20 protein-coding genes are annotated in these 23,804 nt (G+C 60.8%); 2 read left to right on the plus strand and 18 right to left on the minus strand.

Going from position 1 to position 23,804, the window contains the following annotated elements; translation table 11 throughout:
• Window positions 1-134: 134 nt before the first annotated feature.
• Complete coding sequence (locus IFT99_RS20860; RefSeq protein ID WP_192134812.1) at window positions 135-410, plus strand: hypothetical protein; 276 nt, start codon at window positions 135-137, stop codon at window positions 408-410.
• 10 nt (window positions 411-420) lie between these two features.
• Here IFT99_RS20860 and ssuE read toward each other — a convergent pair whose 3' ends face one another.
• The 17 genes from ssuE to IFT99_RS20945 all read right to left on the minus strand — a co-directional run bounded on the left by ssuE (window position 421) and on the right by IFT99_RS20945 (window position 19,952).
• Window positions 421-1,002 carry an NADPH-dependent FMN reductase gene (gene ssuE / locus IFT99_RS20865; protein ID WP_192134813.1) on the minus strand — a complete coding sequence of 194 codons (582 nt, stop codon included), beginning with the start codon at window positions 1,000-1,002 and terminating at the stop codon, window positions 421-423.
• A 357-nt stretch (window positions 1,003-1,359) separates the two neighbouring features.
• Complete coding sequence (locus tag IFT99_RS20870) at window positions 1,360-2,442, minus strand: polysaccharide biosynthesis/export family protein (RefSeq protein WP_065986247.1); 1,083 nt, start codon at window positions 2,440-2,442, stop codon at window positions 1,360-1,362.
• A gap of 168 nt (window positions 2,443-2,610) precedes the next feature.
• Window positions 2,611-4,023 (minus strand): undecaprenyl-phosphate glucose phosphotransferase, encoded by a 1,413-nt coding sequence (locus tag IFT99_RS20875; RefSeq protein ID WP_192134814.1) that lies wholly within the window; start codon window positions 4,021-4,023, stop codon window positions 2,611-2,613.
• 13 nt (window positions 4,024-4,036) lie between these two features.
• Window positions 4,037-5,260 carry a glycosyltransferase family 4 protein gene (locus tag IFT99_RS20880; RefSeq protein ID WP_065986249.1) on the minus strand — a complete coding sequence of 408 codons (1,224 nt, stop codon included), beginning with the start codon at window positions 5,258-5,260 and terminating at the stop codon, window positions 4,037-4,039.
• Window positions 5,261-5,356: 96 nt separating this feature from the next.
• A complete protein-coding gene (locus IFT99_RS20885) occupies window positions 5,357-6,397 on the minus strand; it encodes an acyltransferase family protein (protein ID WP_192134815.1) in 1,041 nt (346 codons plus the stop codon).
• Between the two features lie 9 nt (window positions 6,398-6,406).
• Entirely contained in the window at window positions 6,407-7,528 is a 1,122-nt protein-coding gene (locus IFT99_RS20890; RefSeq protein ID WP_065986251.1) for a glycosyltransferase family 4 protein, read from the minus strand.
• 102 nt (window positions 7,529-7,630) lie between these two features.
• Entirely contained in the window at window positions 7,631-8,953 is a 1,323-nt protein-coding gene (locus tag IFT99_RS20895; protein WP_192134816.1) for a hypothetical protein, read from the minus strand.
• A gap of 100 nt (window positions 8,954-9,053) precedes the next feature.
• The gene (locus IFT99_RS20900) at window positions 9,054-10,307 is read right to left on the minus strand and encodes a glycosyltransferase family 4 protein (RefSeq protein WP_192134818.1); all 1,254 of its coding nucleotides are present in this window, start codon (window positions 10,305-10,307) and stop codon (window positions 9,054-9,056) included.
• Window positions 10,304-11,305 (minus strand): glycosyltransferase, encoded by a 1,002-nt coding sequence (locus tag IFT99_RS20905; protein ID WP_192134820.1) that lies wholly within the window; start codon window positions 11,303-11,305, stop codon window positions 10,304-10,306. Before IFT99_RS20905 ends, IFT99_RS20900 begins: the two co-directional genes overlap by 4 nt.
• Window positions 11,306-11,412: 107 nt before the next feature.
• On the minus strand, window positions 11,413-11,946 hold the full coding sequence (rfaH, locus tag IFT99_RS20910) for a transcription/translation regulatory transformer protein RfaH (RefSeq protein WP_192134822.1): 534 nt from the start codon (window positions 11,944-11,946) through the stop codon (window positions 11,413-11,415).
• A 5-nt stretch (window positions 11,947-11,951) separates the two neighbouring features.
• Window positions 11,952-12,752 (minus strand): WbqC family protein, encoded by an 801-nt coding sequence (locus IFT99_RS20915; RefSeq protein WP_192134824.1) that lies wholly within the window; start codon window positions 12,750-12,752, stop codon window positions 11,952-11,954.
• 27 nt (window positions 12,753-12,779) lie between these two features.
• Window positions 12,780-14,996: a polysaccharide biosynthesis tyrosine autokinase gene (locus IFT99_RS20920; protein WP_065986256.1), complete on the minus strand. Its 2,217-nt coding sequence runs from the start codon at window positions 14,994-14,996 to the stop codon at window positions 12,780-12,782.
• Window positions 14,997-15,449 carry a low molecular weight protein-tyrosine-phosphatase gene (locus IFT99_RS20925; RefSeq protein ID WP_065986257.1) on the minus strand — a complete coding sequence of 151 codons (453 nt, stop codon included), beginning with the start codon at window positions 15,447-15,449 and terminating at the stop codon, window positions 14,997-14,999.
• Window positions 15,439-16,368 carry a glycosyltransferase family 2 protein gene (locus tag IFT99_RS20930; protein ID WP_192134826.1) on the minus strand — a complete coding sequence of 310 codons (930 nt, stop codon included), beginning with the start codon at window positions 16,366-16,368 and terminating at the stop codon, window positions 15,439-15,441. The genes IFT99_RS20925 and IFT99_RS20930 overlap by 11 nt, the downstream gene beginning before the upstream one ends.
• 17 nt (window positions 16,369-16,385) lie before the next feature.
• Entirely contained in the window at window positions 16,386-17,900 is a 1,515-nt protein-coding gene (locus IFT99_RS20935; RefSeq protein WP_192134828.1) for a lipopolysaccharide biosynthesis protein, read from the minus strand.
• 42 nt (window positions 17,901-17,942) lie between these two features.
• Complete coding sequence (locus IFT99_RS20940) at window positions 17,943-19,064, minus strand: DegT/DnrJ/EryC1/StrS family aminotransferase (protein WP_192134830.1); 1,122 nt, start codon at window positions 19,062-19,064, stop codon at window positions 17,943-17,945.
• 102 nt (window positions 19,065-19,166) lie between these two features.
• Window positions 19,167-19,952 carry a hypothetical protein gene (locus IFT99_RS20945; RefSeq protein ID WP_192134832.1) on the minus strand — a complete coding sequence of 262 codons (786 nt, stop codon included), beginning with the start codon at window positions 19,950-19,952 and terminating at the stop codon, window positions 19,167-19,169.
• Between the two features lie 912 nt (window positions 19,953-20,864).
• On the opposite strand from IFT99_RS20945, the gene IFT99_RS20950 reads away from it, so the two are divergent.
• Entirely contained in the window at window positions 20,865-22,673 is a 1,809-nt protein-coding gene (locus IFT99_RS20950) for an aminopeptidase P family protein (RefSeq protein WP_192134834.1), read from the plus strand.
• A 122-nt stretch (window positions 22,674-22,795) separates the two neighbouring features.
• Here the strand turns inward: IFT99_RS20950 and IFT99_RS20955 are convergent, their stop codons facing one another.
• Window positions 22,796-23,086 (minus strand): hypothetical protein, encoded by a 291-nt coding sequence (locus IFT99_RS20955; protein ID WP_065986263.1) that lies wholly within the window; start codon window positions 23,084-23,086, stop codon window positions 22,796-22,798.
• Between the last annotated feature and the right edge of the window lie 718 nt (window positions 23,087-23,804).

The raw sequence follows: 23,804 nt of genomic DNA on the forward strand, positions 1-23,804 counted from the left end.
TCTCGATCTTCGAACGCAAAAAGTCCAGTCACCGCCCAACCCGATAGCCACTATCAAGACGACTGATTTCTGCTGGAAAGGCCCGGGGCGTAGCCTTGGCTTCATTCCGGAAACGAGCCGAATGGAGGCTCCCAATGAACCGTCTTCTTGTCCTCTCCCTGTTACTCTCCGCCTCCCTCCTCGCCGGTTGTGCCGCTGGCAATCATCCCGAGCTGCGTGCCTACAGCGCTGAAGAAACCCACCAGCTGGCCCTCGAAGACCTCAATCGTGGTGGCTTGTCCTACGACGAATTCCAGGCCCGCAAAGCCCGACTGATCGAACAGCCACAGCTGCAACGGGCCCACGCGTTCGATAACCGTGGTGAAGTGAACGCCGAAGTCAGCGTCGCGTCGAAAGCCCGTCAGGGTTGAGCCGGAACACTTACAACGCCAGCTTCAAGTGCCCGCCCGCTTCCGTGTGACGCGCCTGAGTCCGGTGTTGCAGGCCCAGTAAAAAGTGGTCCAGACCGTCATGCAGGCGCTGGGTCAGCAGTTCATCCAGCTCACCGCCCAACGCGTTCTCGCCATAGCTGATCTGGCTGTCGATGGCGAATACACCGTGCAGCACTTCCTGGCATTTCAGTGCCGACAGCACTGGCTTCAACGCATAATCCACCGCCAGCATGTGCGCAATGCTCCCCCCCGTTGCGATCGGCAAGACCACTTTGCCGTGCAATGAACGCTCCGGCAGCAGGTCGAGCAGCGTCTTCAACGCCCCCGAAAACGACGCCTTGTACACCGGCGTGCCGATCAGCAAACCGTCCGCCTTCGCCACCGCGTCGATGAAAGCCACCACCTGGGGGCTGTCGAATCGGGCGTAGAGCAAATCCTCGGCGGCAAAATCCTGAATGCGCACACCGCTGACTTCGACGCCACGGTCCTTGAGCCAGTGCGCCGCATGCTGCAACACCACGCCCGAGCGCGATCGGGTGGAAGGGCTACCTGAAATCGAAACTACCAACATGTGTTGTTTCCTTGGGGTCAGTCACCCGAGGTGCGAGGCACCGAGCAGGCCGCGTTCAACGCGAAGTAATGGGCGTGAAGACCCTTCGCCGGTACTCAAGCAGCATGCGTGCCAGCGCTCTCCATCGCCCGCCGCCCCCGTCAATCCAGCGATCACACACAGCTGCAATCCTGCCAACCACCCCAAACTGTTGATCCAGGCGCACGCGACTGTTGATCCACTGTTTCCCCAGCGACACTTGCCCTCATCAAATCAAACCCAAAAAAAATCCCCGCAGTCGGACCACTGCGGGGATTTCCCTGTTGCTCTGCTGTCAGCTTGCAGCTTCAAACGTGCCGCTTGAAGCTGCCTGCCCCATCAATTCCTGAACATCGCACCGGTCTGGATGATGTTGTTCGAGCCCAGCAACTGGCTCACGTAACGGCTCCAGCGGGTGATGTTGGCCGGGCCGACAAACACCACGTCCTGGGCGGCCAGCTCGAAGCCTTTCGCCAGCGCGTAACTGGTCGGCTTCTTCGCGGCCAGGTGATAGACCGTCGCGCCGTGGGTGGCGTCTTGTGCACGAATCACATACACCGCATCGCCATCGGCTGCGTCAGGGCTCAGGCCGCCAGAGGTGCCAAGCGCTTCCAGCAAGGTCACGCTGGTGGTGCTGAAGGAGATCACCTGCGGGCGCTGAACTTCGCCCAGCACGTAGATCTTGTTCTTCGAATTGCTGTTGAGGTGCAGGTAGTCGCCGTCTTTCAGGAAGATCTTGCTGATCTGTGAATCCTTGCGGTTCAGCGAGTCCACGTCGATCACGTAATCCTTGCCATCGCGACGCAGGGTCAGGCCGGCAAGGTTGGCGTCGGTCGAATCAAGACCGGCCTGGCTGATGGCCTGAACCAGGCTCAGCGGAATGTTGGTAATCGGTTGCGGGCCAGCCGATTTGAAGGCACCCGAGAGCAGGACGCGCTGACTGTTGTAACGCAGCACTTTGACGTCGACTTTCACTTCGGTGTACTGCGGCGCCAGCCCCATGCGCAGTTGATCGCGGATCTGCGAAACGGTCTTGCCGGCGGCCTGGATACGGCCCACGTACGGGAAGAACACGGTGCCGTCGTTCAGCACTTCGCGGCTGTTGGCGTCCAGTTGTTCCTGGGAGCCGGGCGCGGTCAGTTCAGGGTGTTCGAACACCGTCACCAGCAAGGCGTCGCCCGGGCCGACGACGTATTCAGGCGTCTTGTAGTTCAGCAGTTCCGGGGGCAGTGGTTTGGCCGCTGCGTCCGCCGTTTTCTGCTGCTGCGCAAGGGTGGCAGGGGTGATGTTGATCAGCGTGACCTGGGGACCGTCGGGGTCTTTCTCGGTGACATCGCTGTAAGACATGTACTGACCGGGGGCGAATGCGCAGCCTTGCAACACCAGACTGGAAAGCAGCACGACCGCTAACGTTACTTTCATATGAATGTTCCTTCTCATCCTACTAATAGGTGCGTACTGGCACCGCAGTGATTTCTTTGCATCCCTTACTTACACCGAACATCGGATCACATTCGTTCATGCACCCGTGCACCTCCCGCCAAGCTTACTAGCCCTTGGCCATGTTTGTGGTTATTGGCAGATTTTCTTTTAGAAGGCGTTCTTGTTGACGAAGCCTTTGAAGAGCGTCAGCAGGATGATTTTCAGGTCCAGCCAGACCGACCAGTGCTCGATGTACTGCAGGTCGAATTCAACGCGTTTCTGCATCTTGTCCAGCGTGTCGGTTTCGCCGCGCCAGCCGTTGATCTGTGCCCAGCCGGTGATGCCCGGCTTGACCTTGTGCCGCAGCATGTAACCCGACACCTGTTTGCGGTACTGCTCGTTGTGCGCCACGGCGTGGGGGCGCGGGCCGACGATGGACATCTCGCCGCGCAGCACATTGAAGAACTGCGGCAGCTCGTCCAGCGAAGTGCGCCGCAGGAACGCGCCCAGCGGCGTGATGCGACTGTCGTTGCGCGTGGCCTGGGTCACCACCGAGCCGTTTTCCTGCACGCTCATGCTGCGGAATTTCCAGACCATGATCGGCCGACCGTCCAGCCCGTAACGGCGTTGACGGAACAGCACCGGGCCGGGGGAGGTGAGCTTGATCGCCAGGGCAATCAGGATCAGCGGCAGGGCGATCATGGTCAGGATGATGCTCGACAGCACGATGTCTTCCAGCCGCTTGACCACGCTCCAGGCGCCGTCCATGGGCGAGTCGAAAATGCTGATGCTGGGCAGGCCGTTGATGCTCTCGCTGCGGGCGTGCAGCAACTCGAACATGAAAACGTCCGGGATCACGTAGACCGACGCGGTGGTGTCGCTTAAGCCTTTGATCAGTGCCTGCAAACGTTCCTGTGCACCGAGTTCGAGGGTGATGTAGACCTTGTCGATTTTGCCGTCGCGGGCGTCCTGGATCAGTTGATCCAGATCGCCCAGCACCGGAATGCGCCGGCCAATGCGCGCCAGGTCGATCTGCTGCGGCGCCTGGTCATAAAAGCCCAGCAAGTTCAGGCCCATCCAGGGCGCGCGCTCGATGGACATCGCCAGGCGCTCGCCGCAATGGCCGGTGCCGACGATCGCCACACGCCGGGTATTGAAACCCTGGGCGCGCAAACTGTGCAGCACGCTGCGGATCGCCAGACGGTAGCCACACAGCGTTACCAGCACGGCGGCAAACCAGGCCATCTGGCTGTTGTCGGCCAGATGGTCGGGCTGTAACAGCAGGTAGTCGACGAACAGCAGCAGCACGAAGGCCAGGCCCCAGTAATTGGCGACCTTCAGCAGCTCGCGCACGATGCGCTCGCCCCGCCACGAGCCGTACAGCTGGTGGTATTCAGCCAGCCAGTGGAAAGCCACCGCCGCCAGCAGAATCTGCATCCAGGCTTCGGCGCTCATCGGCGTGCCGGCGAGCAGGTTGATGCCATAACCGCCGACCGCGATGACCGCCAGATCGAGCAGCCGGTGAGCGACGGACAGCGACGATGAATGGGCATGCAGGATGCCCCGTAATGGAGTGCGCATATTCTGTGCTCGCTCAGACGGATTTGATCGGAACAACGCGGGCGGAGAGGTCGCTGCTGACCAGCGTCGGCGCGCTCAGGATCGGCCGGGTGTGTGCTGGCTGGCGGCTCTGACGGGCAGCGGTCAGGCGGGCCTCGACGAACTGGCGCATTTCCTGCTCGAAGCGGGCTTCGCTGAAGCGCTCGGCGTTGCTCCGGCAGGCTTGCGCGGTGATGCGTGAACCGTTGATCTCGAAAGTCTCGATGGCGGCCATCAGCGACGCCACGCTCTGCTCCGGGTAGAGCACGCCGGTGGGCTGCGGGTGATCCAGGCCGCAGACCGTTTCCACCACGCCCCCCTTGGCGAACGCGATGACCGGCGTGCCGCAGGCCTGGGCTTCCACCGGGCTGATGCCGAAATCCTCTTCGGCGGCAAACACGAACGCCTTGGCGTTGCTCATGTGTTCCTGCAACACCGCGAACGGCTGATAACCCAGCAGCGTAACGTTCGGCGCGTTGGCCGCAGCGGCCTTGGCCTTGTCCATTTCCGGACCGTCGCCGATCACCACCAGCCGCTTGTTCGGCATGGCCGCGAAGGCTTCGATGATCATCGGCATGCGCTTGTACGGGACCATGCGCGAGGCGGTGAAGTAGTAATCCTGCTTCTGTTCCTGCAGCGCGAATCCGCGGGTGTCAACGGGCGGGTAGATCACCGTGGATTCGCGACGGTAGGCCTTGGTGATGCGCGCGCCAATGAAGTGCGAGTTGGCGATGAAGTCATCGACGCCGGCGGCGGTGCGCTGATCCCACATGCGCATGTAATGCAGGATCATCCGCGCCACTTTGCCTTTCAGGCCGGTGCTCAGGTTCGCCTCTTTGAGGTACTGATGCTGCAGGTCCCAGGCGTAGCGAATCGGCGAGTGCACGTAGCTGACGTGCAACTGGTCCGGGCCGCACAACACGCCTTTGGCCACGGCGTGGCTGCTGCTGATGATCAGGTCGTAACCGGACAGGTCCAGTTGCTCGATGGCCATCGGCATCAGCGGCAGGTAGCGCTGGTATTTGGTTTTGGCCTTGGGCAGGCGCTGGATGAACGTGGTTGTCGCGACCTTGCCGCCCAATTGGGCGCGGTCCTGGTCGCTGAGGAAATCGATGACGGAGAACAGGTCCGCCTCGGGCCAGATGTTGATCAGCGATGCCAAAACCCTTTCGGCACCGGCGTACGTCACCAACCAGTCGTGGACGATTGCAATTTTCATTGGAATTCTCTGCATTAACGGCCGAAGGACGCCCGGCACGTCGAGCGAAGCTCGCGAGGGCGGTCCCAGAACCTTTCCATGTTCGCAGGCGCTAAATCAGACGCTCACAGGCTGCGTCTTGGCGTTGCGGTTATTGAGGCGTTTTCCGAGCTGGATGAAAGGGTGTTCGATGTAGCGAAAGCACAGATGGGCAGCGCCCAGGGTCAGCACCGTCGCGACCAGCGCCACCAGCAGGCCCGGTGCGTCGGTCCCGCGCAGCAGAAACTCGCTGAGCATGCCCATCGACGGGTGCAGCAGGTACAGCGAATAACTCACTGCGCCCAGCCAGACCAGCGCCGGGTGGTTCAGACGCACACTGCGGGTCAGCAGCACGAAGCTGACGATGGCCACGGCGTAGGTGAAGCAGTAACGGCCCCAGGTTTCGCCGGTGCCCATGTCCTTGCTGTAAGCCATGATCAGCGTCGGCGGCAGCAGCACGGCGAAGGCCACGAACAACATGTTCAGGTTTCGCGTCAGCGCCGCGCTGTGTTCGGCCAGCAACCACTGGCGCCATAACGAGCCGAAGAACATCAGCGACAACGCCAGGGGCAGCGCCACCGGCAGTTTGTGTTCGGTCAATGCGCGGGCTATGCCCATTGCCAGCGCGGCGAGCAGAAACACCAGCGAACAGCGCGCCCGGAATGCCAGGTCGTACAGCTTGCCGGCGATGAACAGCGCCAAACACAGCCCGTAGAACACCAGTTCGATGAACAGCGTCCAGTACAGGCCGACCACGTCGTCAAAACCCAGTGCCGCTTGCACCATGGTCAGGTTGGCGACGATCTGCGGCCAGGACGGCAGCGGCGCGCCGGTCAACTGAAGCATGAGCACAAACAACACCAGCGACAGCCAGTAGGCCGGGTACAAACGCATGAAGCGTGAGATCAGAAAGCGTCGGGCGCCGTCGGGCACCGGCTTGAGGCTGTAGGGAATCACTACGCCGCTGATCATGAAAAACCACAGCACCCCCAATTTGCCGGGGTCGATCAGGTAATCCAGCGCCCAGACGTGACCGATCACCGGTGCGTACAAATGGGTGAAGACCACCATCAAGGCAGCGATGCCGCGCAACGCGTCGAGGTAGGCAAGGCGTTTCATGGCAGTGCCTCAGAGCTTGCTGGAAGATTCACGACCCAGGGCATCGCTGCCCTGGCTGCTGCGCCGGTCTCTGGCCGGACTCAGCAGCGCGTCGATGCGTTGGGAAACCTGGCGCGCCGATTCTTCCCAGGAGAACCGCGCCACGTTGTTCAGTCCGCGTCGGCGCAGCGACAGCCGCAACGGCATGTCAGTCAGAATGCGCTCCATGGCGGCGGCCATGTGCTCAATGTCCAGCGGGTCGAAATACAGCGCGCTGGCCTGCAGCACTTCAGGAATCGACGCCGCGTTCGCCGCCAGCACCGGGCAACCGCACGCCTGGGCTTCCAGGGGCGGAATGCCGAAGCCTTCATACAGCGACGGAAACACAAAGGCCGTTGCGCCCTGGTACTGGCTGATCAGTTCGTCGTCGCTCAGGCGGCCCAGAAAGCGGATGCGTGGGTCACGGCTGGCCAGGCGTTGCAGGTTGTCGTCGCTGAAGATTCCGCTGGCGCCACCGACGATGCGCAATTGCAGATCATCGTGACCGCGCAGCAGGAGGAACGCCTGAATCATCCGGCTGAAATTCTTGTGCGCGCTGGGCGAAGACACCGCCAGCAGGTAGTCCTGTTGCTCTTTAAGGGGCGGGCCCGGTTGAAACGCACCGCTGACGGCGTTGGGCACCACGAAGATTTTCTTCTCCGGGAATCTGTAGAACTGCGAGATTTCGCCCTTGGAGAAGGCGCTCACCGTCAGCAGCGATTTGATCCGGGACAGCATGATCGGCGTCATGGTCCGGTACAGCATTCGGAACGTGCGGGTGTAGCTTTCCGGGTGACGCACATAGGTGACGTCGTGGTGGGTCGCGATCTGGTTGCGGTAAAACAGCGGCGCGGTGCTGCACAGGGAAATCAGCAGCGGGTTGCCCTGACGGCGGAGGTACAGCGGCAGGTCCAGTTGTTCCCACAGGTGGCCGCGGTGGCTGCCGATGCATTGCACGTCGAGGGCCTTGGCGCTCTCGTGCATCTGAATGCCGTGGGGCGCAACGAACACCACGTCGTCGCGCAGCTGCTTGAGGGCCAGGCAGATCTGTTCGGCGAAGCGTTGAACGCCACGCAATTCCTGGGTCAGGAAACGTGCATTGATCACAATCATTGTGGTCGACCTGTAGAAGAGATAAAGGGGTCGTGCGCAGAGCCGTCAGCGCCCTGGATGAAGGGGCGCCCAAAAGAAGGGCCGAAATAAAAAAGGCAGAAATCAGGGCAAGGCAAACAGTGCCGGGCGTGTGCCCAGGCTTATTATTTTCGGGAAGTCATCAATCGGCACTTGCGCCGAGCAACGCCCGTCGTTGCAGTTCCACGGGATACCGCTGTCGACCAGCCCGCGTTGCGGCTGGCGGGTGTCGATGTATTGCACGTTGCCGCGCAACACGCTGCTGGCGTCCACCTTGATCGATCGCGGCAGCCCGGCGGTCCAGGCGACCATGATCTGTTCCGAACCCCGGGCGAACCGCAGCAGGTATTGCGAGTCGATTTCCCGACTCTTTTCAGCGTCGTAGCGGAATTGATGCAGCGTCGGGCTGATGGCCTTCAGCGTCAGGTACGCCTGCTTGACGCTCAGGTCCTGATTCAGCAGACCGAAGTTCTGCTCCGGGTCAGTGCCGTCGGGGCCATCGTTGAGCAGGCCGTTCCACCACATGCCCTTGATGTTGGGCATCGTCTGCGCCAGGAAGAAACTGCGCGCCAGAAACGCCGCCTGAATCTTCTCGTCTCCGCCGCAGCGGCCGTCGTTACTGGGCCAGCCTATTTCAGTGAGGTACAGCGGCACCGGCTCTTTATTGCGGTTCTTTTCCGTCAGGTCCTCGCTGATCCTGCGCAGCCAGGCAATCCAGTTTTCCGGGGTGTTGCGCTCATCCGAACGGCAATACACATAGGGATGAAGCGACAGCCCGTCGACATGGTTGAGCACCCCCGATTCCACCAGCCGATCGGCAAACCCCAGGTCCATGCCCTGGCTCGTCACCGCGCCGGCCAGGATCACCATCGGCCGCTGATTGGCACGAATGCGCTTGGCGGTCTGTTCAATGAGGAGGCTGTAGTCTTCGGCGAACCCAGGATCGACCGGGTTTTCCTTGTCCCACTCATTCCAGATCTCGTAGAAGTCCACGCTGTCGGTGAGCTGGCGAGTGACGAAGCTGGCGTAGTTGCCGTAAGCATCGCGCATTGAGGGTTTACGCGGTTTGGCGTAGTTCTCGTAAAACGGGTTGCCGTAGCCCAGCACCAACAGCGGTCGCAGGCGGTTTTCCTGGGCGGTGCTCAGGAATGACTGCCACGCAGGCTCAATCTTCAATAACCCTCGTCGGGGCTCGGCGCTGGACCAATAGGCATCGTCGCGCACCGAGTCGACTCCCGCCGCTTTGAGCAGCTGCAGCGCGCGGCCGGAGGTGCCGGGTTTGTTCATCAAGTGCGTGTCGACGCCGATGATGAACGCTTCGTCAGCCCGCGTGGCGCAACTGATCAACAAGCCCAGCAACAGGACGGCCGAGGGTCGTCGTAACCGGGTCAGGTATGGGATGAGCATGGCTTGTCTCAGTGAAGAGGCACGGTCCGGAGCACTTGCTCAGGTAGGTCTCGGGCCGTCGGCGTTAGTGTCGGCATCACGTGCAGGCATGCCGCTGTGTTCAGACCGGGTGGGGCAGCGTGTCCCGGTTGGGCTGGGCAATGTCGTCCAGCAGCGTCTGGGCAAAAATGCTTTGGTAACTGTCGAGCATCAACTCAAGGTTCAGTAATGACGCCACGCTGACCCGCGCTTGACCGCTCAGGCGCGCCAGCAATTCCGGGTTCTGGTGCAAACGCAACATCGCCTGGCCCAGTGAGTCGGGGTCCTGCGGGTCGCACAGCAAGCCGTTGAGCGGGTCCTGAATGATCTCCGGCAAACCGCCCATGCGGCTGGCAATCACCGGCACCGAGTGGGCGCAGGCCTCGACGGCGACCATGCCGAACGGCTCGTTCCACAGCGACGGCACCACGGCGACGTCGATCTGGCGGTAGAACGCTTCAGGCGTCTGGTAACCGACGAAGCTGATCTTCGACGAATTCGCCAGGGCCTTGAAGGTGGCTTCGTCATCCGTCTGGCCACGCCCGGCGATCTGCAGCGTGGCGTCGAAGGGCAATCGCTGAAACTGCTCAATCAGCCAGGCCACGCCTTTCTGATGGGACAGCGTGCCCATGTAGCCGAATCGCAACGGCGCTTTTTTCGTCGCCAGGTCCGCTTGCCGCCGCTGATGGGGCGAGGCGGTCGGCGGCGTGAACGGGCTGGCGTTGTGCACCACGTACGGACTGGCGGCGCTGAAATAACCGCGCTGCTGCAGCTTTTCCAGAATGAAGCGGCTGACACCGACCACCGCCGCGACCTGGGCCGAGCGCGCGTCGTGGCCCTTGCGGAAAGTCTGGCAGCTGCCACATTGCTCCTGGCAGCACTGGCCGCGTTTGAACATGTTGCTGCTCGGGCACATCAGGTACATGTCATGCAGCACCTGCACGATCGGCAGTTTTGCTGCAGTGATCTCGTCCCAGACCGACACCGACCAGCCGGCCAGGTTGTGGCAGACCACCAGTTGCGGCTGCTCGTTGCCGATGACGTGTTTCACGTATCGGCGCATTGCGCCGTTGTAGCGATCCCGCAAATGCCAGCCCAGGCGCGCCAGACGGCCAGGCCGTTGTGCGCCGAAATGCCAGTAGAAATTACGCAGGCCGGCCCGGTAGACCTTGACGCCGTTCACCGCTTCAACGCTCAAGCCCGCGTCGGGGCCGGTCACCAGCACGCTGACTTCACAGCCGCGCTGCTGCAGGCCTTCGACGGTACGCTGAAGAATGATTTCCGCGCCGCCTCCAATGTGAGGGGCATACAGGCTGCTGATGAACAGTATTTTCATAATGGATACGACTGATTCAGACCCAGTACCCCGGACTCACCGTCGCGGATGGCTTGTTCGATCAGGCCGAGGCGCTCATCGGCACCGCGCCGCTTGGCGATCAGCCGCAGCAGGCGGAAGAACACCCAGCGGTTGAGGCCGTACAGCAGCGACGAATTGGCCCAGATGTTTTTGTCGAACCAGGCCTGGTTGCGTGCGCCGTAGTAGGCGCGCAAGTCCGAGCCCCCCAGCAGGAAGCTCTCGTAGATGTTGTTGGTGCGCGCCTTGATGTTCCACGAGCTTTCCAGGTCGTCGAGCAAGGCGTCCGGCACCAGAAAGATCCGGCCGCCACCGGCGGTGATGCGAAAGGTGTATTCGCTGTCGTCGGCGTACAGCATCAACGCGTCCAGCGGCAGGCCGATGCGGCGATACAGAGTGCGGTGGGCAAGCAGGCCGCCGTACGTGGCGAACGGCAACTGCACCATGGGCAGTTTGCGGTGCGGGCTTTGCGGCGCGCCCCACGGCAGTCGGCGCCAGATCTTGTAAGGCAGCTGCGCGATGTGAAAACCGAAGAAGCTCGAGCGCCGCTGAATGGCGAAGCGGTTCGGCACGCCGGCGGCGATGTCCGCCTGATGGGTTGGACGAAAGCCCAGCACGGCGGCCTTGTCTTCGCCGTCGATGCGTTTACGTTCTTCGAGCACCTGATGCAGTGTGGCGATGGCGTTGATGGTCGGCGCGTTGTCATCGTCCATCAGCCAGATGTGCTCGGCACCGGCGTCCAGCGCGGCCTGGATTCCCACCGAATAGCCCCGCGCCGAACCGGTGTTCTCGTGCATGTAGATCACGCTGACCTGATTCGGCCAGGTGCGCCGCAGGGTGTCCAGCGGCGCGGTGGACGCGTTGCTGACGATGATCACGCGATCGATCAGCGGACTTTCCAGGGAGCGGCTGACCAGCGTGTGCAGGTAGTTGAAACGATCACCATAGGTGAGCGTCACCAGTGTGGTTTTCTGGGTCATGGCGAGTTCCGGGCGAAGGGGGGTCAAGAGGCTGAAAGCATCAGCCCCGTGGGAATCAGGATGTGTGGATCAGAGGTGCAAGAAGTTGAAGGGCAGTAAGGCTCGGTTCAAGCCTGGACTTGCATCCGCGACAGGCTGCTGACCGGCAGGCTGACCTTTTGCTCGCGTTGCAGCAGGTTAAGGAGAATCACCGCGCGTTCATCACCGTCGGCGGCGAGGAAGATCGCCTCGACGTCGTTGAAGCCCTCGGCGGTGATCCGCACCGTTTCACCTTCTTGAAAGGCGACCCTGGCCGGCGGCGCCAACGGCGCCAACAGACGCTGGCGGATTTGCTCGATCAACGCATCCTGCACCGGAACCGGCATGCCGCCGAAGGTGACGATGCGTGCCACGCCGCGGGTCGAGCGGATCGGGTACCAGTTGTCGCTGGCTTGATCCATGTGAATGAACAGGTAGCCGGGGAAGAGCTCTTCTTCGGCCGGTGCCCGTGAGCCGCGTTTTTTCTCGCCGTGCTTGACCGGGCGGTAGCACTCGAACTGCTGACGTTGCAGGTGCTCTGCCGCGCGTGCTTCCTGGCGGGGTTTGGTCTGGATGAGGTACCACCGCGCGGAACCACAGGCGCTGTTGACGACTTCAGACATACATTTCACTCCACTGCGATCCGGTGCGACCCGGTCAGGACAACGTCAGGTTTTTGTGCCAGCCCGCGCATTATGCCCGGCCCGGCGCAGGATGGATGCTTGTCCAGCCCGTATTCGGTCAACATCTGCTGCACCTGCTCGACGCAGTTGAACATCAGCACATCAATGATCGACAGGTTGGCGACAAAAGGTTGCCGAAACTGCCGATACACCACCGGGTTCATCCGGAAGAACCGCACCAGCAAACCGTTGCGGGCGAAGTGATCACGGTCGTAGAGCACCGATCCGCCTTCCGGGGTGATGAACGTGGTGGCTTCAAACGTGTGAGCGATGCGGATGATGCGCTCCTGCTTGTCCGCAGCGCTACCCAGTATAAGGTCCGAGCTGCGCAGGATCGGCGTCACGATGTGTAGATAAGCACAGATTTCACGGATGGCGTGTTCGGCATACAGCGCGATGTTCTGCTGCGGAAAACGGATCAACCGCTCCAGCAGCGGCATGACCTGCGCGAAACAGGGCGCCTCGCGATAGCTCTCGGCGAGCAGATCAATCAGCCGCAGCGCTTCATCGCTGAAGTGGTTGCAGAGTTGACGTTGATTGATCTGCAGCTCAAAGCGGTCTTTCTGCAACGGGAAGCTGATCAGCTTCGCTTCGCCGTTGTGCAGGATGCGGTTGCGATTGACCCAGCCGGACCGCACATACTGCAGATCGTCTCCCAGGACGAAGACGTCTGCGGCGGCAATGAGCTGAAAGTAACCCAGGTAGGGAAACAGATACGGCTGCATCACTGCAAGGGTCCTGGCCATGTGTGTCTCCTTGGCGTGCGTATCGATTTACTTGCGGACCGTGGTGTAGTCGTAACCGTAGGCGGCGCAGTCGTAGTCGGCGGTCGACGCCTTGCGCAGGACACCGTTGAAGATCGCCCCCTTGATCAGAATGCCGTTGTGCATCAAGCGGCGCTTGCACGCTTCGATTTCCTTGGCGGTGCTCAGGCCGAAGCGGGTCACCAGCAGGCAGGTGCCGGACTGGCGGCCGACCAGCGTAGCATCGGTCACGGCCAGAATCGGCGGGGTGTCGATGATCACCAGGTCGTACAGCGGCGACAGCTCGCTGATCATTTTGTTGAAGTTGTCGTGCATCAACAGCTCGGACGGGTTCGGCGCCGCGTAACCGCAGGAGATGAAGTCCAGGTTGCGCACTTCCGTGTGGTTGATGACTTCCTTGCTGCCCAGACGCGCGGCGAGGGTGTCCGACAAACCATGCTTGGGCGTCAGGTTGAACATCTTGTGCAGGTAGCCTTTGCGCATGTCGGCGTCGATCAGCAACACGCGTTTGCCGGTCTGCGCAATGATCACCGCCAGGTTGCTGGAGACGAACGACTTGCCCACGCCCGGCGTCGGGCTGGAAATCATCAGCACGTTGTTGCGGGCTTCAAGCATGGCGAAGTGCAGGCTGGTGCGCAGGCTGCGCAACGCTTCGATCGCCAGTTCCGTCGGCGCGCTGACGCTCAGCAGGCGCGGCTCCTTGCTCGCCGAACGGCTCTGGGCGGCCTTCTCCATGCGTTCCTGCAGTCGCGAATACGGCAGCGATGCGTACACCGGCATGCCGAGGTTTTCGATGACTTCCGGGTTGTCCACACCGCGATAGAACGCCTGGCGCACAAACACGGTGGCAACGGCCAGCAGCAGACCGATCAGGGCGGCGACCAGCACGATGATTTTGCGCATCGGCTTGACCGGCTCTTCGACGTTGGCGTCGGCGTTGTCGATGATGCGGACGTTGCCGATGCTGCCCGCGCGCAGAATGTCCTGCTCCTGGCTCTTGTCCAGCAACAGGGTGTAGGTCTGCGAGGTGACCTGCATGTCCCGGTTCAGCCGCAGCAACTCTTGTTGCGTGGCCGGCAGGGCTTCGATCTTCTTCAGCAGCGCGGCTTTCTGCGATTCAACCTGGCCGATCTGCGTCATCAGGGCGCGGTAGGTCGGATGCTCCGGCGTGTACAGACGCTCGACGTCGACGCGCTTCATTTTCAGGTCTGACAGGGTGCCTTCCAGCTTGACCACCTGATCCAGAACGGACTTGGTTTCAACGCTCAGGTCAACCGACTTGGCGCCCATCTGGAAGTTGTTCAGCGCGATTTCCGACTGCTCCAGCTGCTTGCGCACGGCAGGCAGTTGCGAACGCAGGAACTCCAGACGCTGGGCGGCTTCGGCCGAACTGCGCTCGACGTTCTGACGCACATACAGGCGGCTGACTTCGTTGAGGATGCGTTTGGCCAGTGCCGGGTCGGGGTCTTGGATCGACAGATAGACGATCCCGGAGTCCTTGCCCGCTTCCATGATTTTCAGACGGTCCTGATAATCCAGCGCGGTGGTCAGGGTGCGTTGACGCGCCACGGTGAACTCGGTGCCCGGACGGGCATTGAGCGCCGCCACCTGAATTTTGATGCCGCTGCCTTCCACAGTCTGGCCGACCGGGCCGCTGAGCAGCTTGTTGCGGTCTTCGTCATAGAGGGTAAAGGTGCCAGGCTTACCCGCCACCATGGTCATCTTTTCACCCAGCAGCGCGTCCGGCACGTCCAGCTGGAACACGTCGATTTTCTCGCCACCCCAGGCGTAGCTATTCAAGCCGAACATTGGATCGGCCACTGCGCCTTCACGCTCCGGCTTGAACCGGCGCGCCATGTAGCTGCCCAGCCCCGGGATGTACTTGGGCTTCTGCACGATGTACAGCTTGAGGTCATCGACGACCTTGCCCAGCACTGCGCGGGATTTGATCAGCTCGATTTCGGTGGTCGCCTGGGACACCGACAGCGGCTTGCTGGAAATTTCGGTGCGGCCTTCGATGCCGACTTTGCGCGGCTCGATCTGAATCATCGCGTTGGCCTGGAAGATCGGCGTGGCCAGAATGGCGTAGGTGGCGCCGAGCAGGACGCAGATGCCGACAATCGACGCAATCAATCCTTTGTGATCGAAAAGTGTGCGCAAGATAGTCGCCAAATCGATCCGGGAGTCCTGGACCTCGTCCAGAGATGTACGGTTCATAGCGGTCATTTATCTTGGATCTCCTGACTGAAGATAAGGAAGCCAGTCGTCGACACAACGCGAAAGCTGCTCGTAGGTCTGTTCAAAGGCTAGTTTCGGGCGCCGGTAGGGGTCGGCGATTTCCAGCGCTTGTTGCCATTTGCCAATCAGAAACGTCTTGCCGCGTACCTCGGGGGCCAGCTTGAGGACGCTCTGGGTCTGACGATGCTCCATGACCAGGATCAGCTCAGCTTCGTGGAGCATCTGCCGATCGATCTGACGGCTTCGATGTTTGTGGGCGGGGACACCGTTGACGTGCAGCACGGCCTGAGCCAGCGGGTCGATGGTGGAACTGAGCATGGCGTGGGTGCCGGCCGACGAGATCTGGACGCGCGCGTTCGGCACCCGTTGTCGGAACATGGCTTCGGCCATGGGGCTGCGACAGATATTGCCGACGCAGACCACCAGGACGTTACTGAACATGACCTTTGCTGAGGGTCGTCATCAGTCTCTTGCTGATGTTTGCGGTGAAGTTCTGCCCAACGGCCAGGAGTGTCTGCATCTTGCGTTTGGGGGTAATCGCCGACAGCGAGTACTCGACCAGCTCCATCAGGAAATGCTCATACAGCTCTTGATGACCGAGCCGGTTGTAGTAGTTGGCCAGGGCGCCCGAGGTCTGCAGCGCCATGTGCAGCTTGCGTTTGTTGGAGCGCATGGAAAACACGCCGCCCGGGTGCAATCGGTACATGGCCGGCTTGACCTCGCCCATGAATTTGCCCTTGCCGTAGGCGCCGAGCAGCGACCACCAGACCAGATCATTGAGCGGCGCGGCGCGCAGCTCGGGGGGCAACGACTCGAACACGTTGCGGAACACCGTGGTCAGCGTCGACACCGGCCGCGCCTTCTGCAGCTCCAGCGCCGTGGCGTCCCCGCGCAGCTTGCCTTGCAGCTGGATCGGGTACTGGCCGCTGATGTCGAAGGGGATCGCGTCGTGGTAGGTCAGCACGTAATCCGGATTGTTCTCGAGAAAATCCACCTGGATCTGCAGCTTGCGCGGGTCCGTCCAGTAGTCGTCGCCTTCGCAGTAGGCGATGTAGCGGCCCCGTGCTTCGCCGAACAGACGCGGCACCGGCGGGTTGTTCTGCGAGTACTGATTTGTCTCGTGGTAGAAGGGGCGTATCAGCGTCGGGAAGCGTTTGACGTAATCGGCAATGATGCGGGCGGTGCCGTCCGTGGAGGCATCGTCGTTCACCAGGATTTCGAATGCGAACGTGGTTTGCTGCATCAGGAAGCCTTCCAGCGTCTGCGCGACATAGGCCTCCTGGTTGTAGGCTGGGCAGACGATGCTGACCAGGGGCGCGGCGCACGGCGAGGCGCTCGTCTTATTGCTAGTAGCATCCATGGCTTGAGTACTCGGAGTTAAACACTGGGTTTGCTGAACAAAACGGAAATCTTCATCACCAGCGGCTTGTAGCTGGCGGCCACCATCAGCAGCGTGAGCAGGCCGCAGACGGCCAGACCCAGGAAGATGCTGATGCGGTTCTCATTGGCGATCAGGCGCAGCAGCGGCTCGGTGATCGCAAGGCCCACGCCGGTCATCACGCTGATGCGGATGATGTCGCGCAGCCATTGGCTGTGAATCCCCGGGGCCAGACGCTGGTGCACGATCACAGGCCAGATGGCGAAGGACACGACGCGCAATACGAACCAGGCGATCGCCGCGCCGTAAGCGCCGTAGCCGCGAATCGCCAGAAACATCACCGGCACCGTGATCAGCGCTGAAACAACGCTGTACCAGACGTGCAGGTGCATGCGCCCATAGGCGTATTGCAGGTAAAACTGGAACGCGCTGACCGCCATGATGGCGCTGCCCAGCGAGTACCACGGCAGAATCGTCCGGCTCCAGTCGGCGGCAGGCCGGTCGCCCGACCAGGCAAACACCATCTCGTCGGCGTGCAGCGCGATCAGTGCCGCGAGGGGAAACAGGAACGTGCACACAAACCGGTTGGCCGCGAGATACAGCTGGTGCATGTCGTCCCGGCGCCCTTCAGCCATCAACACGGTGAGGCGCGGCAGCAGCGTCTGCGCCAGCGGGTTGGAGAGCATCATGATCCCGGTGGTGATCAACGCCACCAGCGAGAAGTAGCCGTATTCATTGAGCGGCAGCAGCTCGGAGAGCAACACTTTGTCGATCTGGGTGAGCACGATCCACAGCACCGCAGTGCCGGACATGCTGGCCGCGAACGGGATGATCGGCTTGACCAGCTCCCAGTCGAAACCGGTCAGCGCCGACGGCGTCGGCATCTGCTGATAGGCACGGCCCGCGAAGATCAACGCTTCGATCAAGCCCACCAGCGCCTGGAATTCGAAGAAGTGCACCGGGTCGTTGGAAATCGTGCTCACCAGCAGCAGGCCGCCGAAGTAGCGCAGCGTGGCGATCATCACGTTAGCGATGTTCAGCCATGCATGCTGTTCAAGGCCTTGAATCCCGCTTTTGTACAGCGTTGAAAACAAGCGCAGGGCGATGACGATGCCCATCAGCCCGATGCACTGCACCAGCGTCTCAGTCGTCAGTTCCTGGGCATTGAGCCAGTGCACCGCGATCCATCCGCTGCCGGCATACATCGCCACGCAGCAGAGGCCCGCCAGTGGCAGGAAGATGATTTCGAACGAACGCAGCAGGCGCCCGGTGTAGCGATCCAGTCCATCGCTGCCCTGACGATGGGCCACCGCCCTGACCAGACTCGGCGACATCCCTGCGTCCAGCAATTGCAGCCAGGCCTGCAGCACCGAGAAGAATCCGATCAGCCCGTATGCCTCGGCGCCCATGTGGCCGAGGTAGAACGGCATGATCAGGATCCCCACGAGCAGCGTGTAGGCCTGGCCTGCATAGCTCAACGCAGTGTTGCGTATGACTGAGCGCTTGGTTGACATCGAAAGTCCTTCCGGCGTAACGGGATGAATGGCGCGGCGGGGTTACATGACCTTCGCCAGGGACGGCACACGGTACGGCGAGTGGGCGGCGCTGGTTTCGGCGATCACCGTGTTGATCACCCGATCCTGATCGTCGTGCAGCAGGCCCGGGTAAATCGGCAGGCACAGCACGCGCTCGCTCAAGGAACGCGAAGCGGTTTGTGCCGCTTGCGGCTGCAGGTACTCGAGGGTGTCCAGGGACGGGTAGAAGTAACGGCGCGGGTTGATCCCGTTGGTGTTCAGCGCCGAACGCAAACGCAGCAGTTGTTGTTCGTCGCGCAGGGCGATCGGGTAATAGCTGTGGTTGAGTTCGCTGTTGTTTTCCGGCCGCTGCAGGTCGACATAATCCCCCAGGCGGGTGGTGTAGCGGTCAGCGATTTCAGCGCGTTCCTGAAGAATGTTCTCGATGTCGTCGAGAATGCACAGGCCCATCGCGGCGGAGAATTCGTTGAGCTTGGCGTTGATGCCGATCCCGTCGATCTTGTCGACGTCGGCGATGCCGAAGTTGCACAGCAGGTGAGCACGGCGCGCGGTTTCGTCATCGTTGGTGATGATCGCGCCGCCTTCGATGGTGTGAAACAACTTGGTGGCGTGAAAGCTCAGCGTGCTGATGTCACCCCAATTGAGCACCGACTGGCCGGCGTGGCGTACGGCGAAGGCATGGGCGCCGTCGTACACGACTTTCAGATTGCGCCGACGGGCGATCTCTTCGATGCGCTCAACCGCGCACGGGTTGCCGAACACATGGGTGCCGACAATGGCGGTGGTGTCGGAGACGATGCGGCTTTCGATGTGCTCGGGCGAAATGTTCCAGGTCTGGGCGTCGATGTCGGCGAAGATCGGGCGAATGCCTTCCCACTGCAACGAACTGCTGGTGGCCACGAAGCTGAACGGCGTGGTCACGGCGCTGCCGCTCAGGCCCAGCGCGCGGTAGGCGACTTGCAGGGCCAGGGTGCCGTTGTTGGTGAGGATGACGTGTTTGACGCCCAGATAATCTTTCAGGCGTTGTTCGAGCTCGCACACCAGCGGCCCGTGGTTGGTCAGCCAGCCGCGTGCATAAATGCCCTCGACGTATCCTTTGAACTTGTCGATATCGCCCAGGTAGGTCTTGGTGACGTTGATCATCGAATTCTCCATTTCAGATGCACAGCTTTTAAAAGGCTTTCCGGACCGTGATGCGGTGGCGCCGGTGTGGCGCCGGGCCATCAACGCCAGGTTCGAGCGAAATCAGCTGGGGGTGGAGGCCGGCGGCGGGTTGCCTGCCTTGGTGCTCATCCGCCGGGCGCGGCCCTGATTGATTTTCAGGATCAATCGGGTGGCCAGGCTGCCTGCATGGGGATCGCCGAAGTGGAAGAGCGCGGTGGCGCGCTTCACGTCTGGCCGGCAGGCCTGGTTGGCGTGCAGGCTCCGATAACCCCAGAAGAAATAAACGCTGCCCGGCTCCAGGCGCAGGACGTACGGCTTGAGCCAGTTGCGCTGCATGCCTTTGATGATCCAGCTGCGGGAGATCTTGTTCTGCAGCAGGGCTTTCTCGATCACGTTGAACACCACCCATGAGCGCACCCGGCGGATGTTCGGAAACAGCATCAGATCGCCGCGTCCTTCTCCTTCACTGGGAATGAACACCGGGATCAGTGCAGTCACCAGGCTGGCGTCGTAATGAAAGCTGTTGGACTCGCGCTTGCCCTGGTTGCCCTGCACGCAGCGCAGCACCGGAAAGATGCGGTCACTGGCGGCGTCGCGGCGGGCCGCATGGTGATAGAGGCGACCCAGCAGTGTCTTGAAGCGCGGGTCGGACCAGTAGCTCGCCAGCAGGCTTTCGCTCAGGGCCGCCTCACCGTGGTAGGCAAAGTATTCGCCCTGGTGTTTCTGCGCCTGTTCGTCAGTCCAGGCCCGCAACTGCTGCAGGTCCGTGTCAGGCACGGCCGCGTTCAGTTTTGCAAAGCCGTTGGTATCGATTTCGTCAGCCAGTCGCTGAACCAACTGCTCATCCATGTCGAAAGATAAAGGCATTGCATCAGGCCCTCGTAGGGAGTGAGGAGTGCAGGGGAGGGGAGAGAATTACGCTTCAGGCACGCTACCGCCCGAATCTGCAGATCCTGCCGTTGTATTCATTAATATGTGCATTCAAACGGTTGCTTCATACATCACTGGCTGACTAAACCGTTGGGCAAAGCTACCGCCCCACCGAGCATATTCAGTAATTCGGAAAAGCTTTCTTTAAACCAAAAACTGCCCACCGGCGCTGATTTCACACCGTTGGAATCGTTAATTTCATGGGCAGCCGCAGGGTAATTAAGTCGGAATGCTCTCGGCGCACGGCTCTAAGGTCGCGCTGCAAAAACGGGAAAACATTGGACATGCGTATATATCGACGGAGGCGGACTTTCTGTCAAATTATTTCGCCATCATTCTGTTAATTTTTTGATCAGCGGGCGATCAGTCTCTCTAAGTAATTGATTTTAATAACAGTCAATAAAACATCACTGCCCTGTCCTGGTGCGCGACGCTTTTTAGGCGCTCGCCAAGACCGGCGCTTTGACAACCAGAAATGACAGGGAAGACGTATTTCCAACGTCAGAACTTGGGCGTGGACCGGGGGCAACGGTTTTATGGCGCTCGATTTTTGAATGGCGCATTCAGTGGTCATTATGCGTCGAGTTAACTAACCACCTGAGTTTGAATTGCCCCATCAACTGATCACGGCGGTGTTGCAGTTTTATACAAAGAACAGTGTTGGGTTATATATAAATCAATGTGGCTGAGTGGGTGACAGGCCCGAGGATTACGCAGGTGCTCGATGCCGTTGTCCGAGCGCTCAATTCCCATGCGTTGGGTGGATGCGGCGCTGCGGTTGCTCAGCCTTGATCGCTGCTCCATTATCCGGGTCTGCGATGCAAACAATTCGGGTCACCAGGAGATTCAATGAATACGCAGTCGAAAACCACTGGAGTGGCGATGCAACGCCTTGCGCAAGCGCGCGCCCTGATGAGCCGTGAAGGCATCGACGCCTGGCTGGTGCCGTCGGCCGACCCTCATCTCTCTGAATATCTGCCGGGTTACTGGCAAGGGCGGCAGTGGCTGTCCGGCTTCCACGGCTCCGTCGGCACTTTGATCATCACCCAGGACTTCGCCGGTGTCTGGGCTGACAGTCGTTATTGGGAGCAGGCGAGCAAGGAGCTGGCAGGCAGCGGCATCGAGCTGGTCAAACTGCAGCCGGGTCAGACCGGCCCACTTGACTGGCTCGCCGAGCAAGCCAGGACGGATTCCGTCGTCGCAGTGGATGGCGCGGTATTGGCCGTGGCGTCGTCGCGTACGCTGGCTGCGAATCTGTACGAGAAAGGCGCACGGCTGCGCACGGACCTCGACCCCTTGACTGAACTGTGGGACGACCGGCCTGCGTTGCCGGCTCAGGCTGTTTATGAGCACTCAACGCCCCACGCTGGCGAAACCCGTGCCGACAAACTCACTCGACTGCGCGCAGTGATGGCCGAGCGTGGCACGGACTGGCATTTCATCGCCACGCTGGACGACATCGCCTGGCTGTTTAACCTGCGCGGGGCCGATGTCTCCTACAACCCGGTGTTCATTTCTTTCGCCCTGATCGGCCCGAACAGTGTCAACCTGTTTGTCGCGTCAGAGAAAGTCGACGCCGCGCTACGCAGTACCCTCGAACAGGAGGGCATCACCCTGCATGAATACACGCGCATCGGCAGCGCGCTGCGCAACGTGCCTAAAGATGCGAAGCTGCTGGTCGATCCGGCACGCGTCACCTGTGGCCTGCTTGATTATCTCGACAGCGAAGTGACGCTGGTCGAAGGCCTCAACCCGACCACGCTGTTCAAATCGCAGAAAAGCGCCGCCGACACCCGGCATATCCGCCAGGCGATGGAGCAGGATGGCGCAGCGCTGTGCGAATTCTTCGCCTGGCTGGATTCAGCGCTGGGCAAAGAGCCCGTCAGCGAACTGACGATTGACGAGAAACTCAGCGCGGCGCGGGCCCGTCGGCCGGGCTATGTGTCCCAGAGCTTCGCCACCATCGCCGGCTTTAACGGCAACGGGGCCATGCCTCATTACCGCGCCACCGAAGAAGAGCACGCGCAAATCGAAGGTGACGGCTTGCTGCTGATCGATTCCGGCGGCCAATACCTGGGCGGCACGACCGACATCACCCGCATGGTGCCCGTGGGCACGCCGACGGCTGAGCAGAAGCGTGACTGCACGCGTGTCCTGAAGGGCGTCATCGCGCTGTCCCGCGCGCACTTCCCCCGGGGCATTCTTTCGCCATTGCTTGACTCAATTGCTCGCGCGCCGATCTGGGCCGACGGCGTCAACTATGGCCACGGCACCGGTCACGGCGTCGGCTATTTCCTTAACGTGCACGAAGGCCCGCAGGTCATTGCCTATCAGGCTGCTGCCACGCCGCAGACCGCAATGCAGCCGGGGATGATTACGTCGATCGAGCCGGGTACGTATCGGCCGGGACAGTGGGGGGTCCGTATTGAAAATCTGGTGATTAACCAAGAGGCGGGCAAGACCGAGTTCGGCGAGTTTCTCAAGTTCGAGACCCTCACGCTGTGCCCGATAGACACGCGCTGCCTTGAAATCGGTTTGCTCACGCATGAGGAGCGTGAATGGCTTAATGAATACCACGCTCAGGTCAGACAGCGCCTCACTCCATTAGTGGAGGGCGCCGCGTTGGCCTGGCTGAACGGTCGTACTCAAGCGGTCTGATGCCGCTGCCACCGTTGCGTAGGCGGTGGCATCACTTACGGGCCTGCGCCTGGCGTCCTCTATCTATATAGACGCCTTTCAAACACCGCCGGGTCATCAGATGCCGGTATGCCGGTGGCCGACTAGGGATTCGTCGGTTTTTTGCACACGATGATCATGCTGCGACTGGTGTACCCCGCAGGATTGAGACCGAGCGGGTAGCCTCCAGTGTCTTCGGCGCCGTCACCGGATTTGGCGATCACCCGGTACTGCTTGGACACGCAGGAGTTGGTCGCCATGTCATAGCACTGCTCCCATGAGGACGAAAGCCCCGAGCAGTTGATATGAATCCCGCGTTTGCCCATGACCGGTTTAGACGTCGCTGCGCAACCAGCGACAGCCAATGCTGCCAGTGCCATCAAAAAGTACTTCATTCATATCCTTACCTGACCGGCACATTGCGGTCAGTGACTATCCAGAATTCGCATGCCGCCGCCGACCTTCACGTCCATGTGGGGCAGGGGCACCATGTTAAGGCGCACGGGCTAAACATCGCTCAATAGTGAGACAAATGCCAGTGACATCGTGTATCGCGTCGATGGCAGTGCTGTAGCTCGCGATTCGGAGCCGCATGCGCAGCGGGTCACGAGGCTCGCGCTCCCTATAAGACCCCACGGCTAACGGTCTGTTAAGCAGCAAAGGCGCCAAATATCAGTGATTGCGATATAAGTTCAAATAAGTGCTTGACGCCCCTCTGGATCTGTCTATAATTCGCCCCACTTCCGGCGCAGACGAAACGGAAAACTCCTTGATAATCAAAGAGTTGGACGAAGTAAGCAGCGAGGAATGCTTCGGTTCAGATGCTTGAATCGACAGCGGTGAAAAAGGCTGTTGACAGCAGGTTGTAACGCTGTAGAATTCGCCTCCCGCTGACGTGAGACGCCAAGTCGAACGAAGCGCAAGTGGTTGAAGTTGATCAGGAAACTTTGAAAACTTCTTAAAATAACCGCTTGACAGATACGAGAGACGCTGTAGAATGCGCGCCTCGGTTGAGACGAAAGATCTTAACCACCTGCTCTTTAACAACTGAATCAAGCAATTCGTGTGGGTGCTTGTGCTGTAAGACTGAAGTCGCAAGATTATCAGCATCGC

Source organism: Pseudomonas sp. CFBP 8772 (genome assembly GCF_014841665.1).
Classification (GTDB): Bacteria; Pseudomonadota; Gammaproteobacteria; order Pseudomonadales; family Pseudomonadaceae; genus Aquipseudomonas; species Aquipseudomonas graminis_B.

Coding starts and splice junctions, on each gene's coding strand:
- IFT99_RS20925 (WP_065986257.1), bottom strand. CDS start 15,449: ATGTTCAGTAACGTCCTGGTGGTCTGCGTCGGCAATATCTGTCGCAGC.
- IFT99_RS20890 (WP_065986251.1), bottom strand. CDS start 7,528: ATGATTGTGATCAATGCACGTTTCCTGACCCAGGAATTGCGTGGCGTT.
- rfaH (WP_192134822.1), bottom strand. CDS start 11,946: ATGTCTGAAGTCGTCAACAGCGCCTGTGGTTCCGCGCGGTGGTACCTC.
- IFT99_RS20905 (WP_192134820.1), bottom strand. CDS start 11,305: ATGACCCAGAAAACCACACTGGTGACGCTCACCTATGGTGATCGTTTC.
- IFT99_RS20895 (WP_192134816.1), bottom strand. CDS start 8,953: ATGCTCATCCCATACCTGACCCGGTTACGACGACCCTCGGCCGTCCTG.
- IFT99_RS20930 (WP_192134826.1), bottom strand. CDS start 16,368: ATGGATGCTACTAGCAATAAGACGAGCGCCTCGCCGTGCGCCGCGCCC.
- IFT99_RS20875 (WP_192134814.1), bottom strand. CDS start 4,023: ATGCGCACTCCATTACGGGGCATCCTGCATGCCCATTCATCGTCGCTG.
- IFT99_RS20885 (WP_192134815.1), bottom strand. CDS start 6,397: ATGAAACGCCTTGCCTACCTCGACGCGTTGCGCGGCATCGCTGCCTTG.
- IFT99_RS20950 (WP_192134834.1), top strand. CDS start 20,865: ATGAATACGCAGTCGAAAACCACTGGAGTGGCGATGCAACGCCTTGCG.
- IFT99_RS20920 (WP_065986256.1), bottom strand. CDS start 14,996: ATGACCGCTATGAACCGTACATCTCTGGACGAGGTCCAGGACTCCCGG.
- IFT99_RS20880 (WP_065986249.1), bottom strand. CDS start 5,260: ATGAAAATTGCAATCGTCCACGACTGGTTGGTGACGTACGCCGGTGCC.
- IFT99_RS20860 (WP_192134812.1), top strand. CDS start 135: ATGAACCGTCTTCTTGTCCTCTCCCTGTTACTCTCCGCCTCCCTCCTC.
- IFT99_RS20900 (WP_192134818.1), bottom strand. CDS start 10,307: ATGAAAATACTGTTCATCAGCAGCCTGTATGCCCCTCACATTGGAGGC.
- IFT99_RS20955 (WP_065986263.1), bottom strand. CDS start 23,086: ATGAAGTACTTTTTGATGGCACTGGCAGCATTGGCTGTCGCTGGTTGC.
- IFT99_RS20945 (WP_192134832.1), bottom strand. CDS start 19,952: ATGCCTTTATCTTTCGACATGGATGAGCAGTTGGTTCAGCGACTGGCT.
- IFT99_RS20915 (WP_192134824.1), bottom strand. CDS start 12,752: ATGGCCAGGACCCTTGCAGTGATGCAGCCGTATCTGTTTCCCTACCTG.
- IFT99_RS20870 (WP_065986247.1), bottom strand. CDS start 2,442: ATGAAAGTAACGTTAGCGGTCGTGCTGCTTTCCAGTCTGGTGTTGCAA.
- IFT99_RS20935 (WP_192134828.1), bottom strand. CDS start 17,900: ATGTCAACCAAGCGCTCAGTCATACGCAACACTGCGTTGAGCTATGCA.
- ssuE (WP_192134813.1), bottom strand. CDS start 1,002: ATGTTGGTAGTTTCGATTTCAGGTAGCCCTTCCACCCGATCGCGCTCG.
- IFT99_RS20940 (WP_192134830.1), bottom strand. CDS start 19,064: ATGATCAACGTCACCAAGACCTACCTGGGCGATATCGACAAGTTCAAA.